We start from the raw sequence: 15,578 nt of genomic DNA, 5'->3' as shown, positions 1-15,578 counted from the left end.
ATGACGCAAACGCATAGGGCCGACGACGCGGCGCAACAGGTCCGCATCGACGGCCAGCAGCTCGCGCTGCTGTGGCAGCTGTCGACGCGCGCGCGGGCGGCCGCGAGCGAAACCACGCTCGGCTTCACGATCGTCAACGAAACGCTCGCGCTGGTGCCGTACCGGCAGGCCGCCTGGTGGCGCGGCGACACGCCGGGCCACGTCGCCGCCGTCTCGGGCCTGCCGCAGAGCGACCCGAACGCGCCCTACGTGCAGTGGCTCGGCGCGCTCTGCAAGGCGCTCGCGCACGGCCTGCGCGGTGCGCCGCCGAAGGACGCCGCCGCGCACGTGGAAGGCCACGGCGCGCCGGTGCTGCCGGCGCGGCCGAAGGTGCAGACCTTCACCGCCGCCGACCTCGAGGCCGAGGCGCCCCACGTGGCCGCCGAATGGGAGGCCTGGTGGCCCGCGAACGGCGCGTGGCTGCCGCTGACCGACCGCGCCGGCCACCCGGTGGGCGGCGTGGTGTTCGCGCGCGACACCGCCTGGAGCGCCACCGATACCGCGCTGTTGACCGAACTCGGCCAGGTCTGGGCGCATGCGTTCGAGGCGTTCTCGCCGCGCGCGAGCTGGCTCGAACGCGCGCGCGCCGTGCTGCGGCCCGGCCGCCAGCAGCGCCGCGTGCTGATCGGCCTGGCCGTGGTCTGCGTGATCCCGATGCGGCTGACCGTGCTCGCGCCGGCCGAAGTCACGCCGAAGGATCCGTTCGTGGTGCGCTCGCCGCTCGACGGCGTGATCGACCGGCTCTACGTGAAGCCGAACCAGGTGGTGCAGGCCGGCACGCCGCTGCTCGGCCTCGACGCCACCACGCTGCAGTCGCGCTATGCCGTGGCGCGCAAGGACTACGACACCGCGCAGGAAGAATTCCGCCAGACCGAGCAGCTCGCCGTCACCGACGACCGCACGCGCCTGGACATGGCCGAACGGCGCGGCAAGCTCGACCAGAGCCGCGTCGAGCTCGACTACACCGCGCGCCAGCTCGCTCGCGTGAGCGTGAACGCCGCGCGCTCGGGAGTGGCCGTGTTCAGTGATCCGAACGAATGGACCGGCAAGGCGGTGGCCGTCGGCGAGAAGATCCTGGTGCTGGCCGATCCGGCCCACGTCGAGGTGACCGCCTGGCTGCCGGTGGCCGACAACATCGACGTGCAGCCCGGTACCGCGCTCACGCTCTATCCGAAGAGTTCGCCGCTCACCAGCTACGACGCGCGCATCGATTCGATCGCCTGGCGCGCCGAGCCCACCCCCGAGGGCGTGCTCGCCTACCGCGTGCGCGCCAGCTTCGACACGCGCGACCAGGATGCGCGGCAGGCCCCGCTCGGCGCGATGGGCACCGCGCGCATCCGCGGCCCGTGGGTGCCGGCGATCTATTACGTGTTGCGCCGCCCGCTGACGCTCGCGCGTCAATGGCTCGGCTGGTGACACCGCGCCTTCCGCCATGCCACGACTTCCGCAACTTCGCCAGGAGCTGACGCTCTCGCCCGGCGCGGCCACGCCCGACGGCGCGCCCACCTGGATGCTGCACGACCCGGCCGCCAACCGCTTCTTCCAGATCGGCTGGCCGGCCTTCGAGATGCTCTCGCGCTGGCCGCTCGACGACGCGCAGGCGATCGTCGATGCCGTCAATCGCGAAACCACGCTGACCGTCACGCTCGACGACCTGGAAGCGCTCGCGCGCATGCTGCGCCAGCAGAGCCTGCTGGTGTCCGCGAGCGCCGCCGACACCGCGCGGCTCGAACAGCACGGCGCCGCGCAGCAGACCTCGCGCGCGATGTGGCTGCTCAAGCACTACCTGATGATCCGGATTCCGCTCTGGCATCCGATGCCGCTGCTGCGCGCCACCGAGCGCTACGTGCGTTTCGCGTTCCGGCCGGCGTCGTGGATCGTGGTGGCCGCCGTCGCGCTGATCGGGCTGATCCTCGCCTCGCGCCACTGGGACGAGTTCGTCCACACCTTCCACGGCTACGCCGACTGGCGCGGCCTGATCGGGGTGGGCATCGCGCTCGGCTTCGCGAAGATCCTGCACGAGTTCGCGCATGCCTACACGGCGCAGCGCCACGGCTGCCGCGTGCCGACCATGGGCGTGGCGCTGCTGGTGATGCTGCCGGTGCTCTACACCGACACCACCGAGGCCTGGAAGGTGCCGGCGCGGCGCGACCGGCTCTGGATCGGCGCGGCCGGCATGCTGAGCGAGATCGCGCTGGCCGCGTTCGCGACGCTGGCCTGGAGCCTCTTGCCCGACGGGCCGCTGCGCGGCGGCGCGTTCATGCTCGCCACCACCACCTGGGTGGCCACGCTCGCCATCAACGCCAGCCCGTTCATGCGCTTCGACGGCTACTTCCTGCTGTCGGACTGGCTCGACATGCCGAACCTGCACGACCGCGCGTTCGCGCTCGGCCGCTGGTGGATGCGCGAGTGGCTGTTCGGCTTCGGCGATCCGCAGCCCGAGCCGTGCCGCGCCTCGCGGCGGCGCTTCCTGATCGCGTTCTCGTTCGCCACCTGGCTGTACCGGCTGGTGGTGTTCATGTCGATCGCGCTGGTGGTCTATCACGCGTTCTTCAAGCTGCTCGGCATGCTGCTGTTCTGCGTCGAGTTCGGCTGGTTCATCGTGCGCCCGGTCTGGCGCGAGGCCACGCTCACCTGGCAGCGCCGCGACGAGCTGCGCTGGTGCCGCGAGACGCGCCGCAGCGCGATCCTCGGCGCCGTGCTGCTGGGCTTCTTCGTGCTGCCGTGGCATGCCGGCGTGAGCGCGCCGGCCGTGCTCGCGCCGCAGCGCGCGCAAGGGCTCTACACCGTGGCGCCGGGCTACCTCGCCGCCAGCCCGGCGCCCGCGCGCGACGGCCAGCAGGTACGCGCCGGCGAGACGCTCGCCGTGCTGGTGTCGCCCGACCTCGACGCCAAGCTGGCCGCCGCCAACGCCGACGAAGCGATGCTGCACTGGGAAGTCGACCAGCAGCCGTTCGACGAGCGGCTGCAGAAGCAAGGCACCGCGCTCTCGCATCGCTGGGATTCGGCGCGGCAGACCGTGGCCGGCCTGCAGGCGCAGATCGCGCAGCTGACGATCCGCGCGCCGTTCGACGGCACCGTGCAGGCCAACGATGACGCGCAGGCGCCCGGCACCTGGCTGCCGCGCGGCGAGCGGCTCTACGACCTGATCGCGCCCGGTGCCGTGAAGGGCGACGCCTACGTGGGCGAGAACGACGTGGCGCGCCTGAAGGCCGGGCAGTCGGCCAGCTTCGTGGCGAGCCTGCCCGAACTCGCGGCGCGGCGCTGCCGGATCGACGCGATCGACAAGGTCAACCTGGCGACGCTCGACGCGCCGTCGGTGGCCAGCACCTACGGCGGTCCGATCCCGGCCGAGCAGGACGCGAGGACGCATCAGCTGGTGCCGCTCGCGGCCACCTGGCAGGTGCGCTTCGGCGAATGCAGCGGCGGCGACGGGCTGGGGCGCGAGGTGCCGGGCACCGTGCAGCTCGGCGCGGGGCGCGAGAGCTATGTCGGCAAGGGGATTCGCTTCGTGGCGGCGGTGCTGCAGCGCGAAGTGGGGTTTTGAGCGGGCGCGCCAACGGCTCGGCGCGCGAGCAGGCCGAGCCGGCACGGGCCTGCGTGAGGTTCGCTCGCTACTCGCCTGATACGCGCTTGCTTGATGCATCCCGGCCGGATCGGCCGGATCGGCTCGCCCGCTCCGGCTTGTCGTGTCCGCCGACCCACGCCGCCCCGCGCCACGTTCGCGAGTCGATATCGACCCACCCCTCCGCGCTCCCGTCCCACCACGGCCGTCGATCGCCGCGAGCCAGCACCGACGCGGCCCACGGCGCTGACGCGTCATCCCGGCAGCTCGAGCCGTGAGGTGCGATCGCACCCAGTCCGCCTCCCCCGCACATTCCACAGCGCGCCCGGGAGCCGCTTGGCGGCTGGTCCGGCGGCACCGGGCTTCGTCCTAGCACAAAACTTGCGTGAAACCCGCCACGGAGGCGTCGTCACGCGCCCCATCGGCCGGTATCGACGAATTTCGTGCGATGCCGGCGGCGCGCGCTCCCGGCGAAGCGGGAAGCGCGGCTCGGTCGCGGTCTGGCGCCCCGCCCGTTCCCTTCGATGCCGGCACCTGGCTGCCGGCCTGCGCGAAGGGAACGGTCGTCGAGGCGACTCGACAACCTCCTCCACACCACGCAAGGAAACCAGCATGAGCGACAGCAACAGCAGCAGACGCTTCCAACACGGCCCCGAAGGCCCGCGCGCAGGTCTATACGAAAAGAGCGACCATGGCCTTAGCCTTGGCTTCAACTTCAATCTCATGAGCTACAACGGAACCTACGGACAACACAAGCTCAGCGCCAAGATGATCGATATCGAGGCCGGCGTGAAATACGAAAACGACAACGTGCGGGCGTTCGCCGCCTTCAGCACGTTCGGGATCGGTTATGAGAGTCCCAATGGCAATTTCAAAGCGGACTACAGCCACTCCTATGGAGCCGGCTTCGGGCTCCAGAACGACCACGCGAAGGGAACCTCGACGTTCAGCCTCTCCCCGCCCAGGCGAAAGGAAGCGGCGGAGCTCACGCTGACGCATACGGCGATGAAAACCATCCGCGAGAATACGTTTCTGGACGAACATTCCACCAACAACCCGTTCGTCTGATCCGCAGGAAGACCACCTCGACATGCCCACCGTGCCACCCGGGCCCGACGCCGCTTCGCACGACGCGATGCCGGCCGGCGGCGACCCCATCGCGCTCGCGCGATGGTTCGCCGAGCTGGCGGACGGCGGCTGGCCGGTCGCGCTGCTGGCGCGCCGGCTGCCGGACCTGCTGCGGCACGCGCCATGGCTCGCGCCGCAGCAGCGCGGCGCCTGGCTGGGCGGCCTGCACGCGGCCTGGCGGCAGGCCGGCCCGGCGCTCGCGGACGACGGCAGGCTGGCGCTGCTGGAACTCGCGGCGGCCTGGCAGGCGTGGCCGCTGGTCGGCTCGGTCGGCGCGGCGCTCGAACGGGAGCGCCGTCTTCCGGCCAGCGCCGCGCCGCACGTGATCGAGGCCCATCGCCGGCTCGGCGACGGCGAGGCCGCCGTCGCGCTGGCGATCCGGCTGCAGCTCGCGCAGCCGCGCGAGCACGCCCATGCGGCACGCCACGCGCGGTTGCGGCACTGGCTGCGCTGGCGCGACGGCCTGCCGATCCGCGATGCCGCGCGCTGGGCGACGGCCGAACTCGTGCTGGAGCCGCTCGCGCATCACCATCTGGCGGACTTCGCCTGGCAGTACCACGACCCCGCCATCGCGCGGCTGTGCTGCATGCCGCGCTTCGAGAGCAACGAGCACTGGCACGACTGGCTGGCAAGCGGTTACCAGGCCGGCAAATCCATCCTCGCGGTGCTGCACCGCGAGTGGGGCTTCATCGGCTGCGTCAGCCTCGCCCTGCATGATTCCGTCGGCTTCTTCTACTACTGGCTGGGGCCCGACTTCCAGGGCCGGGGGCTCGGGCCGCGCGCGGTCGCGCGGCTGCTCGAGCTGGCGCGGGCGCGCCATGGCATGCGCGCCTGCTATGCGAAGGTGTTCGACTACAACACGCCGTCGCGCAGCGCGCTGGGCAAGCTCGGCTTCGAGCCGCTCGGCATCGCGGGCGCCGCGCCGCACGAGGATCAGCTGTTCTATCGCCAGGGCGAGCCGTGTACGCCGCGTGCCGTGGCGCACGAACTGCACGCGCTGCTCGATCGCCTCGGTTCGGACGTGAGGGCGGCCGTGCCGCTGAGCGCGGGCTGAGCCCGAGCCGCGCTCAGAACCGCTCGATCATTCCCAGCTGCACGCCCTTCACGGTCGCGCCCGGATACGCGGGCGTGAGCCCCGTCACGTTCACGCCGCGCAGCGTGAAGGTGGCCGCGCCGCGATTGCGCAGCCAGCCGGCGCTCGCGTAGAGCAGCACGCGCGGCGAGAGATCGTACTCGGCCGCAGCGCTGAACTGGTCCGCGTCGTCGCCGCCGCCCGAGCGGTCGCGCAGATAGGTGTAGCCGAGCGAGGCGCGCAGCCGCGCCGTCATCGCGTAGCGCATCGACACGGCCATGCCGTCGTCGTGATAGCGCGGCGTGCCGCCGTCGCCGTTGAACATCGAGACGAACGCCGTGAGCCGCCCGAATGCCCAGGACAGGCCGCCGAGATTCGCGCGCAGCGCCCCCGCATCGTTGGTCTGCTGGTGCGCGAACGCGATCCGCAGCGGCCCGTGCCGGTACGCGAAGGTGGCGATGCTGCCGCCCAGCCCATTCGCGCCGCCGCCCGCCGGATCGCGCAGCGACACCATCAGCGTGGTCGTGAAGCCGTGGAAATCGGGCGACAGGTAGGTGATCGCGTCGCTCTCGTAGGGCGTGATCTTCGACAGGTTGTTGAGGCCCGAGGCGATCGTGCCTGCGCCGAACGCATCGATCTGGCCTTTGAACGGGATGTAGATCGGCGAGTACTGCCGGCCCACGCGCAGCTCGCCCCACGGCGCGCCGAGCCCGACCCAGGCCTGCCGGTTGAACAGCGTGCCGGCCGTGGAAAGCATGCCGTCGCTGGAGCCGAAGCCGCTCTCGAGCGCGAACAGCACGCGCAGCCCGCCGCCGATCGGTTCGCTGCCGCGCACGCCGATGCGCGAGCCGCGATAGGCGCCCGAATCGAGCCGCGGCACCCAGCCCGAGCCGGGGTTGGTCACCTCGATGCTGGTGTCGAGCAGGCCGTACAGCGTGACCGAACCCTGCGCGGCACAGGCGCCCGCGTGCAGGCCGAAGCCGAGACACGCCACTACTGCGGCGGCACGCCGGACGGCACGCGGCCCCGGTCCGGCGGCGCCGCTGAAAGTTGCGTTCGCAACGAAATGGGAAAACATCGATGAACGGCTCCGCCGGCCCGCGGGCGCGGGCCGAAACGAACGGAAAGGAAAATCTCACAGTAAAAAGCCGGTGCGACGGCAAGCCGTTCGCACCGGCATCGGTGGCATCGGCCACCGCGGCGGGACACGGCGCGAATCGCTCGCGCCGCGTCCCGCCATGGCCGGATCGCGGCCTCGCGGCCCGCTTACTTCGTGTCCGGCAGCGCGTAGGCGATGATGTAGTCGCCGAGCTTGGTGCCGAACGAGCCATGGCCACCCGCCGAGATCACCACGTACTGGCGGCCGTTGACCTCGTAGGTCATCGGCGTGGCCTGGCCGCCGGCCGGCAGGCGCTGCTGCCACAGCAGCTTGCCGTTGTCGGTGTCGTAGGCGCGGATGTAGTTGTCCGCGGTCGCGCCGATGAAGAACACGCCGCCCGCCGTGGTGGCCGGGCCGCCCAGCATCGGCATGCCCATCCGGAACGGCAGCGGCACCGGCGAGCTGTCGCGCACCGTGCCGATGCGGCGCTTCCAGACGATCTGGTTGGTCTTCAGGTCGATCGCCGACACGTAGCCCCAGGCCGGCTGCTTGCACGGCAGGCCGAACGGCGAGAGGAACGGGTTCAGCGTCACGCCGTAGGGCACGCCGTATTGCGGCTGGATGCCCGACTCGGTGCCGCTGCCCTTGGCGCCGGCCTGCGGCTCCATCGGGTTGCCCGGACCGCGCGGGATCAGGCGCGAGACGAACGGCAGCGCGATCGGGTTCGCGATCGCGATCTGGCGGTCGGTGTCGACGGCGATGCCGCCCCACTCGAACATCCCGAGGTTGCCCGGGAACACCAGCGTGCCCTGCTCCGACGGCGGCGTGAAGGTGCCTTCGTAGCGCAGCTGGTGGAACATCACACGGCACACGAGCTGGTCGAACATCGTCGCGCCCCACATGTCGGCGTCCGTGAGCTTCTGCTTCGGACGGAACGTGAGATCGGAGAACGGCTGCGTCGGCGAGAGGTGGTCACCCTTGGCGGCGCCCTGCGGCACCGGCAGCTCCGGGGCCGGCACCACCGGCGCACCGGTGCGGCGGTCGAGCACGAAGATGTTGCCGGTCTTGGCCGGCGCGTACACCACCGGCACCGTCTTGCCGTCCTTGTCGGTGATGTCGGCCAGCGTGGGCTGCGCCGGCTGGTCCATGTCCCACAGGTCGTGGTGCGAGGTCTGGTAGAACCAGGCCAGCTTGCCGGTGGACGCATGCAGCGCGAGCACGCCGCTCGCGTAGCGCTCCTGTTCCGGCGTGCGGTTGCCGCCCCAGATATCGGGGGTGGTCACGCCCATCGGCAGGTAGACGATGTCGAGCTTGGCGTCATAGGCCGACGGCGCCCACGAGTTCGGCGAGTTCCAGCTGTAGTGCTCGCCCGGGCCGGGGATGTGGTTCGGGTCCTTCGCGCCCGGGTCGAACGCCCACACCAACTGGCCGGTGCGCACGTCGAAGCCGCGGATCACGCCGGACGGCTCGCGCGTCGAGAAGTTGTCCTCGACCGAGCCGGCAACCACGATCACGCTGTTCGTGATGACGGGCGGCGAGGTCGGCTCGTACATGCCCGGCGTGGTCACCGGCTGGGCGTGCTGCAGGTCGAGGTCGCCGTTGTTGCCGAACCCGGCACAGCGTTCGCCCGTCAGCGCGTCGAGCGCATAGAGGTGGCCGTCGTTGACGGGCAGGTAGATGCGGCGCGTGCAGGCGGCCGGCGAGGCTTGCGCGGTGGTCGCGGCCGGGGCCGGCGCGGCCGGCGCGCTGGCGGCGGCATCGGTTGCGGCGCTCGTGGCAGCGGCGGCGGTGGCGTCGGAAGCAGCAATCGTCGTGCCCGAAGCCGGTGCGGCGGCGGCCGTCGTGGGCGCGCCGGCGGCGGGCGCGGCGCCGGCCTGCGCGTCGGCCGACAGGTCGTGATACGACACGCCGCGGCAGGTCACGTGCTGGAACGACGGGTCGTTCTTCAGGCGCGGGTCGAACTTCCAGGCGAGCTTGCCGGTGGTCGCGTCGAGCGCGAACAGGATCTGGTGCGGCGAGCAGAGGTAGAGCAGGTTGCCGACCTTGATCGGCGTGACTTCGGCCGTGATCTCGCCCGGGTCATTGGGGCCCTTCATGTCGCCGGTGCGGAAGGTCCACGCCACCTGCAGGTTCTTCACGTTCTCGGGCGTGATCTGCTTGAGCGGCGAATAGCGCGTGCCGTCCTGGGTGCGGCCGTAGGCGGGCCAGTCCGCGTCGGCGATGCCGGGGATCGGCGAGGTCTGCGCGGGCGCGGTGGCCGCTAGCGTGCCGTTCAGTTCCTGCGGATCGTTGAAGTTCGCGTACACCAGCACGCCGGCCCAGATCACCAGCGAGGCGGTCAGGGCCCAGCCGTTCGCGGCGCGCGCGCCGTCGAGCTTGCGCGTGACGAGCACCAGCAGCCAGACGCCGAACACCACCAGCACGCCCGAGCGCGGCGCGAGCGCCCAGAAGTCGAAACCGGATTCGCCGACCGCCCAGATCGCGGTGCCCACCAGCAGCAGCGCATAGAGCGAAAGCGCGACGGCGCGGCGGCCGCGGATCAGCCAGGCGAACACCAGCAGCACGATGCCGGCCACCACGTAGTAGGCCGAGCCGCCGATCGCGGCGAGCCAGACGCCGCCGACCAGCAGGTAGAGCCCGGCCAGCACGGCGAACAGCAGCGTCAGCCCGCCGATGACACCGAGCGACGAGGATTGTCTTGTCATGATCCCAACCTTTTTTTGAGATGGTTAATCCACAAAACTGCGCAGCCGAGGCGCGCAGGTCATCCTCCATCGTTTTTTTTATATCGACCACGAAACCGCGTGCCATGCAACGGCCGGTGCATGGCACGCGCCGGCCGCGGCCGTCATGACGACGGCCGCGGCGCCTGCTACACGACATGCCGACAGCGGCGCGAGCCCGCACGGGCGGGCGCGAACGCAACGGCGAAAACTGGGGAACCCACTACGCGGCATGCGAGGCGCCGGGCCGCGTGACGCCGCCCATGCCCGATTCGGCAAGGCGAAGCACGGCGGCAGCGCGTGCATCCTGTCGGCGGCAGCCGTCCCTCGTGCGCGCGACGCGGCACGAGACACGGCTGCCCGAAGAGACATCCGGAACGCCCACCCGATTTGCCTGATTGTCATGTCCTTCCCGTCACGTGAATGCATGGCATGCACATCGAATGCAGCACCGCCACGGCATGCCGTGCCTCACTGCATGAAAGACTTCTGAAACATCCGGCTCGTTTCAATAGGGTCGCAAATATATCGTCTTTTGCGCGACCCTGCACGTTCGCGACCCTGCGAATCCGGCGCCGGTGCACGGTTTTGCGGCGCTGCACGGCAATCTCGCGTCGGGTTGCGCGCGCTCGCGGGGCGCGCTGCCGCCCGCCGCCGTTCAGTGATAACCGGCGTCGCCCTCGCGCACCTTGCCGTGGAATACGCGGTACTGCATGAAGTTGTAGACGAGGATGATCGGCAGCACGATCACCGTGCCGACCAGGATGAACCACTGGCTCCTGGCCGGCGAGGACGCGTCCCAGATGCTCAGCGAGGGCGGCACGAGATTCGGCCAGATGCTGATCACGAGGCCGGTGTAGCCGAGGAACAGGATCGCCAGCGTGAGCACGAACGGATGCGTGTCGCGGCGCCGGTTTACGGCGCGCACGATGCCCGCCGCGCAGGCCAGCACCAGGATCGGCACCGGCGAGAACACGATCAGGCGGCTGCCGCCGAACCAGCGATCGGCCACGGCCGGCAGCCCGATCACGGTCCAGGCGCTGACCAGGAAGATCGCGCCGAGCAGCAGCAGGCAGAGCGGCTTCATCAGGAAATAGGCCTTCGCCTGCAGCGCGCCGTCGGTCTTCCAGATGATCCAGCCGCAGCCGAGCGTGGCGTAGGTGATCAGCAGGCAGAAGCCGCAGAACACGCTGAACGGCGAGAGCCAGCCGAACGGGTCGCCGGCGAAGCTGCCGTCGACGATCTTCGTGCCCTGCAGCAGCGAGCCGAGCACGACGCCCTGGCAGAAGGTGGCGAGCATCGAGCCGCCGATGAACGCGAGATCCCACAGGTTCTGCGTGCGCACCGCCTTCGCGCGCAGCTCGAACGCGGCGCCGCGGAAGATCAGCCCGATCACCATCAGGATCAGCGGCAGGTAGTTGGCCGGCAGCAGCGTGGCGTAGGCCACCGGGAACGCGCCGTACAGCACGGCGCCGCCCAGCACCAGGAAGGTTTCGTTGCCGTCCCACACGGGCGCGACCGTGTTGAGCATCACCTGGCGCTCGCGCTCGGCGTCGAAGAACGGAAACAGCAGGCCGATGCCGAGATCGAAGCCGTCGAGCATCACGTAGAGGAATACGCCGAGCCCGACGATGCACGCCCACAGCACGGGAAGATCGAGAACCATCGTGTCACTCTCCGTCGATCGAATCGAGCGGGCGCGACAGCGCCCGGGCATGCAGCGCGGGATGGGCGGCCTGGGCTTCGTCGTGGCCGGCCGAGGGGCCTTTCCTCATCAGCTTCAGCATGTAGTAGACGCCGGTACCGAAGACGAGAAAGTAGACGATCACGAACAGCAGCAGCGTGACGCCGACCTGCTGGCCGGTGAGCGGCGACACCGAATGCTCGGTGCGCAGCACGCCGTACACGGTCCACGGCTGGCGCCCCACCTCGGTGGTGATCCAGCCGGCCAGCAGCGCCACGATGCCCGACGGCCCCATCCACAGCATGAAGCGCTGGAACACGCGCGACTCGTAGAGCCGGCCGCCGCGCCGCAGCCACCAGCCGAGCAGCACCGCGAACAGCATCAGGAAGCCGAGCCCCGCCATCACGCGGAAGGTCCAGAACAGGATCGGCGAGTACGGCCGATCCTCGGGCGGGAAGGTCTTCAGGCCGCGGATCTCGCCGTCCCAGCTGTGCGTGAGGATCAGGCTGCCCAGATGCGGCACGCGGATCGCGTAGCGCGTGACCTCGGCCTGCATGTCGGGCAGCCCGATCAGGTTCAGCGCGGTGCCGCCCTGCTCCGTTTCCCACACGCCTTCGATCGCCGCGATCTTGGCCGGCTGGTATTCGCGCGTGTTCAGGCCGTGCGCGTCGCCGATCGCGATCTGGATCGGCACCAGCGGCAGCAGCAGCCACAGCGCCATCGAGAAGCTGCGCTTGATGGCCGGGTCGCGCCGCCCCTTCAGCAGGTGCCACGCCCCGCAGGCCGCGACCAGGAAGCCCGCGACGATGAACGCGGCCGTGGTCATGTGCAGCAGCCGGTACGGGAACGACGGATTGAAGATGATCTTCCACCAGTCCACCGGCACGATCCGGCCGCCCTCGATGCCGAAGCCCTGCGGCGTCTGCATGAAGCTGTTCGAGGCGAGGATCCAGAACGTGGAGATCAGCGTGCCGAGCGCCACCATCAGCGTGGCGAAGTAATGCGCGCGCGCGCTCACGCGCTGCCAGCCGAACAGCATCACGCCGAGGAACCCGGCTTCGAGAAAGAAGGCTGTCAGCACTTCGTAGGTCAGCAGCGGGCCGGTGACGCTGCCCGCGATGCGCGAGAAGCCGCCCCAGTTGGTGCCGATCTCGTAGGCCATCACCACCCCCGAGATCACGCCCATGCCGAAGCCGACCGCGAAGATCTTCGACCAGAACAGGAACATGTCCTTGTACGACGAATCGCCGGTCTTCAGCCACATCCCTTCGAGCACCGCGAGAAAACTGGCCATGCCGATGCTGATCGCGGGGAACACGATGTGGAACGACACCGTGAACGCGAACTGCATGCGCGCCAGATGCAATGCGTCGAAGATTTCCATTCGGCCTCCATCGGCCATGGGCAGGAACCGCAGTTCGTTGTTCGCGCATCGATATCGAGCGCGGGCGGCGGGCGGGCGCTTGCGTGGGCCGGAGCGCCCGCGCCGGAGTGACGACACGATACGTCACGCGCCGCTTGCCGTGCAACAGCGAATACGCATCAACAATAAACCATTCATATGAAAGGTAAAGCACGCCACGCGGCCCGCTGCCGGCGACGACACGCGCCATTCGCCGGAACGCCGCGCATGCGCCGTCCGTGAATGCAGGCCGCACGCTCCGTACCTGGAACGGCGGCCTTGCGGCATGGGCGTGCGGGCGGCGGCCCACGCCTGACCGGAGCCTCGAGACAATGATTTGTAAAAACCGCTCCCGGCGCGAACGCGCCCGCGCCGGCAACGGCGCGCTCGGACGCTCAGGCGCCCAGCCGCCGCGACACCAGCCGGTACGCGGCGATCGACCCGCCCACCGCGATCAGCATCGGGATCAGGAAGTCGTGGCCGACGCGCGTGAACTCGGCGATCAGCACGATCGCCGTCAGCGGCATCTGCATCGACGCGGCGAGGAACGCCGCCGCGCCGACGATCGCGAACGCGCCGGGCGCCGTGCCCGGCCACAGCAGCTGCCACGCGCCGCCGAGCACGATCGCCAGCAGCGCGCCGTTGGCGAGGCCCGGCGTCAGCAGCCCGCCTTCGGCGCCGGCCCGCAGGCTTCCCCACTCGATCGCCACCTTCAGCACCAGCAGCGTGGCGGCCATGCCCACCGTGAGCGCGCTGTCGAAGCCGAGCGAGGCCGGCCCCTTGCCGTTGCCGAGCAGCGCCGGCAGCGCGATCGACAGCCCGCCGATGATCGTGAAGTTCAGCACCGACAGCAGCGGCAGCCGCCAGCCCCTCGGCGCGTTCGCGCGCGCGGCCGTGGTGAGGCGCGTGAAGCCGCAGGCGGCGAGCCCGAACAGCGGCCCGCAGACGGCGGCCCACACCACCAACGACGCGTCGATCGCGAGCGGCGCGACCGTGTACTGATGCTCGTTGCCGAGCCCGACCCAGGCCACCACGGCGGCGATCGACGAGGTCACGAGCGCCGGCACCGCGGCGCGCCAGCCGAACGTGCCGAGCAGCACCTCGAGCACGAACACGGCGCCGCCGAGCGGCACGTTGTAGACGGCCGCGAGCCCCGCGCCGGCCCCGCAGGCCACCATCAGCCGCTGGTCGGCGGCCGGCAGTCCGGCGCGGTGCGCGATCCAGCCGGCCCACAGCGAGCCGATCTCGCGCGGCGCCACCTCGCGGCCGAGCGGCGAGCCGAGCGCGACCGTCACGATCTGCAGCAGCGCATGCGCCAGCGTGCTCGCCACCGGCATGCGCGGATCGGCGGCCTGCACGGCGCGCTTGATGCTGACGAGCGGCTGGCCGTAGCGATACACGGCCCACCAGCCGAACCCGGCCACGAGCCCGCAGCCCGCCATCACCGCCACGCGGCGCGCCGGCGCGGCGTGCGAGACGCCGTCGAGGAAGGTCTGGCCGCTGATCACGTGGGCGAGGCTGTAGCCATAGGCGAGATGCTGGATCGCGTGCAGCAGCAGCGCCAGCAGCATGCCGCCGATGCCGGCGCCCACGCCCGTCAGCAGCGTCACGACCGCGAACCGCGCGAGCGGGCGCAGCGCGGCGGATGCGGATGCGGATGCGGCGGACGGCACGACGAGGCCCGGCGAAGCGGCCGGGGCGGCGGAAGGAGTCGGCGTGGCGGGCGAGGACATGGTGAGCGCGGCAGTTCAGGGAGTCGTGAATCGGGGCGGCGGCCGCGGCGGGCACGCATCGACACGAATGCGTCGCATGTGCGTCGAGCCGCCGCAGTGATGACATCGTAGACAGCACCGACTCATGAAACAAATGGATTTTTCTTCTCGATTCATTTCATGAGCGCATGAATTGGATCGCGGCGCGAATCCGCCCACGCCGCGCCCGGCGGGCGACACGCGGCGCCCCCGCGTTTTCCCTGACGCCGTGCGCCTTGACGCCCGCGTATCGATCGACAACACTGCCAGACATCGCAAGTGTGATCACACCAGATTCAGGAGACCCCGCCTTGGCACCTCGCATCGTGGCACCCGGCCTGCCCGTCATCGAGGCCGAAACGATGGCCGATCAGGTCTATCGGCAACTGCGCGAGGCGCTGATGAGCGGCCGTTTCGCACCGGGCCAGGCGCTGAGCCTGCGCAGCGTGGCCGAGGCGGTCGGCTCGTCGACCATGCCGGTGCGCGCGGCGCTCACGCGGCTGCGCGCCGAGCGCGCGCTGGTGGACGGCCCGAACCGCGCGATGGTGGTGCCGCCGATGACGGTGGAGATGCTCGACGAGCTGCGCGACGTGCGGATCGCGCTCGAAGGCTGCGTGGCCGAGCGCGCCACCGCGCGCATGAGCGATGCGCAGATCGCCGAGGCGCGCGCGCTCTGCGACGCGATGCACGTGCATGCGGAGGCCGGCGACGCGCGCGCCTACCTGCAGCGCAATTTCGCGTTCCACCGCGCGATCTACCAGCACGGCGCGAGCGAGAACACGCTCGCGATCATCGAGAACCTCTGGATGCGGATCGGCCCGTTCCTGAACATGGTGGCCCCCGACATCCCGCACATGCGGCGCTCGATGGACGCGCACCGCGCGATCGTCGACGCGCTCGCACGCCGCGACGGCGCCGGCGCGCGGGCCGGCATCGCGCTCGACATCGGCGGCGCCGCGCACGATCTGGCGGCGACGCTGGCGGGCGCGCCGGCCCGGCGCAAGCCGGCACTCGCGTCCTGAGCGGCGCGCCGCGCCCGTGAACGTCCACGGTGACACGGCGCGCAGCAACGGCAGCAACATCGGCAGGACAGCAACCCGAACGCGCCACGGCGC

General features: G+C 70.6%; 10 protein-coding genes. 5 read left to right on the top strand and 5 right to left on the bottom strand.

Annotated elements, in window-relative coordinates; genetic code table 11:
- The 4 genes from BpN12_RS06105 (at position 1) to BpN12_RS06090 (ending at position 5,786) form a co-directional block, all read left to right on the top strand.
- A complete protein-coding gene (locus BpN12_RS06105) occupies positions 1-1,455 on the top strand; it encodes an efflux RND transporter periplasmic adaptor subunit (protein WP_246794387.1) in 1,455 nt (484 codons plus the stop codon).
- Between the two features lie 16 nt (positions 1,456-1,471).
- Positions 1,472-3,586, top strand: coding sequence for an HlyD family efflux transporter periplasmic adaptor subunit (locus tag BpN12_RS06100; protein ID WP_246794386.1), 2,115 nt, complete (start codon positions 1,472-1,474; stop codon positions 3,584-3,586).
- A 630-nt stretch (positions 3,587-4,216) separates the two neighbouring features.
- Positions 4,217-4,672: a hypothetical protein gene (locus BpN12_RS06095; RefSeq protein ID WP_246794385.1), complete on the top strand. Its 456-nt coding sequence runs from the start codon at positions 4,217-4,219 to the stop codon at positions 4,670-4,672.
- A 22-nt stretch (positions 4,673-4,694) separates the two neighbouring features.
- Positions 4,695-5,786 carry a GNAT family N-acetyltransferase gene (locus BpN12_RS06090; RefSeq protein WP_246794384.1) on the top strand — a complete coding sequence of 364 codons (1,092 nt, stop codon included), beginning with the start codon at positions 4,695-4,697 and terminating at the stop codon, positions 5,784-5,786.
- A gap of 13 nt (positions 5,787-5,799) precedes the next feature.
- Here BpN12_RS06090 and BpN12_RS06085 read toward each other — a convergent pair whose 3' ends face one another.
- From BpN12_RS06085 to BpN12_RS06065, 5 genes are all read right to left on the bottom strand, one after another.
- Positions 5,800-6,882 (bottom strand): porin, encoded by a 1,083-nt coding sequence (locus BpN12_RS06085; protein WP_246794383.1) that lies wholly within the window; start codon positions 6,880-6,882, stop codon positions 5,800-5,802.
- Between the two features lie 188 nt (positions 6,883-7,070).
- Positions 7,071-9,608, bottom strand: a complete 2,538-nt coding sequence (locus BpN12_RS06080; protein WP_246794382.1) for a glucose/quinate/shikimate family membrane-bound PQQ-dependent dehydrogenase — start codon at positions 9,606-9,608, stop codon at positions 7,071-7,073.
- Positions 9,609-10,284: 676 nt separating this feature from the next.
- A complete protein-coding gene (gene cydB / locus BpN12_RS06075) occupies positions 10,285-11,292 on the bottom strand; it encodes a cytochrome d ubiquinol oxidase subunit II (protein ID WP_246794381.1) in 1,008 nt (335 codons plus the stop codon).
- A gap of 4 nt (positions 11,293-11,296) precedes the next feature.
- Positions 11,297-12,694, bottom strand: coding sequence for a cytochrome ubiquinol oxidase subunit I (locus tag BpN12_RS06070; RefSeq protein ID WP_246794380.1), 1,398 nt, complete (start codon positions 12,692-12,694; stop codon positions 11,297-11,299).
- Positions 12,695-13,107: 413 nt separating this feature from the next.
- On the bottom strand, positions 13,108-14,445 hold the full coding sequence (locus BpN12_RS06065; protein WP_246794379.1) for a chloride channel protein: 1,338 nt from the start codon (positions 14,443-14,445) through the stop codon (positions 13,108-13,110).
- 329 nt (positions 14,446-14,774) lie between these two features.
- Between BpN12_RS06065 and BpN12_RS06060 the strand changes: the two genes are divergently transcribed.
- Positions 14,775-15,485, top strand: a complete 711-nt coding sequence (locus tag BpN12_RS06060) for a GntR family transcriptional regulator (protein ID WP_246794378.1) — start codon at positions 14,775-14,777, stop codon at positions 15,483-15,485.
- The last annotated feature ends 93 nt before the right edge of the window (positions 15,486-15,578 follow it).

It is taken from the genome of Burkholderia perseverans, assembly GCF_022870505.1.
GTDB classification, from domain to species: Bacteria; Pseudomonadota; Gammaproteobacteria; order Burkholderiales; family Burkholderiaceae; genus Burkholderia; species Burkholderia plantarii.
This window is presented reverse-complemented; position numbering and strand designations above follow the sequence as displayed.

Excerpts from the sequence above, each read along its gene's own strand:
- BpN12_RS06080 (WP_246794382.1), bottom strand. The coding sequence starts at position 9,608 with ATGACAAGACAATCCTCGTCGCTCGGTGTCATCGGCGGGCTGACGCTG.
- BpN12_RS06105 (WP_246794387.1), top strand. The coding sequence starts at position 1 with ATGACGCAAACGCATAGGGCCGACGACGCGGCGCAACAGGTCCGCATC.
- BpN12_RS06065 (WP_246794379.1), bottom strand. The coding sequence starts at position 14,445 with ATGTCCTCGCCCGCCACGCCGACTCCTTCCGCCGCCCCGGCCGCTTCG.
- BpN12_RS06090 (WP_246794384.1), top strand. The coding sequence starts at position 4,695 with ATGCCCACCGTGCCACCCGGGCCCGACGCCGCTTCGCACGACGCGATG.
- cydB (WP_246794381.1), bottom strand. The coding sequence starts at position 11,292 with ATGGTTCTCGATCTTCCCGTGCTGTGGGCGTGCATCGTCGGGCTCGGC.
- BpN12_RS06085 (WP_246794383.1), bottom strand. The coding sequence starts at position 6,882 with ATGTTTTCCCATTTCGTTGCGAACGCAACTTTCAGCGGCGCCGCCGGA.
- BpN12_RS06095 (WP_246794385.1), top strand. The coding sequence starts at position 4,217 with ATGAGCGACAGCAACAGCAGCAGACGCTTCCAACACGGCCCCGAAGGC.
- BpN12_RS06100 (WP_246794386.1), top strand. The coding sequence starts at position 1,472 with ATGCCACGACTTCCGCAACTTCGCCAGGAGCTGACGCTCTCGCCCGGC.
- BpN12_RS06070 (WP_246794380.1), bottom strand. The coding sequence starts at position 12,694 with ATGGAAATCTTCGACGCATTGCATCTGGCGCGCATGCAGTTCGCGTTC.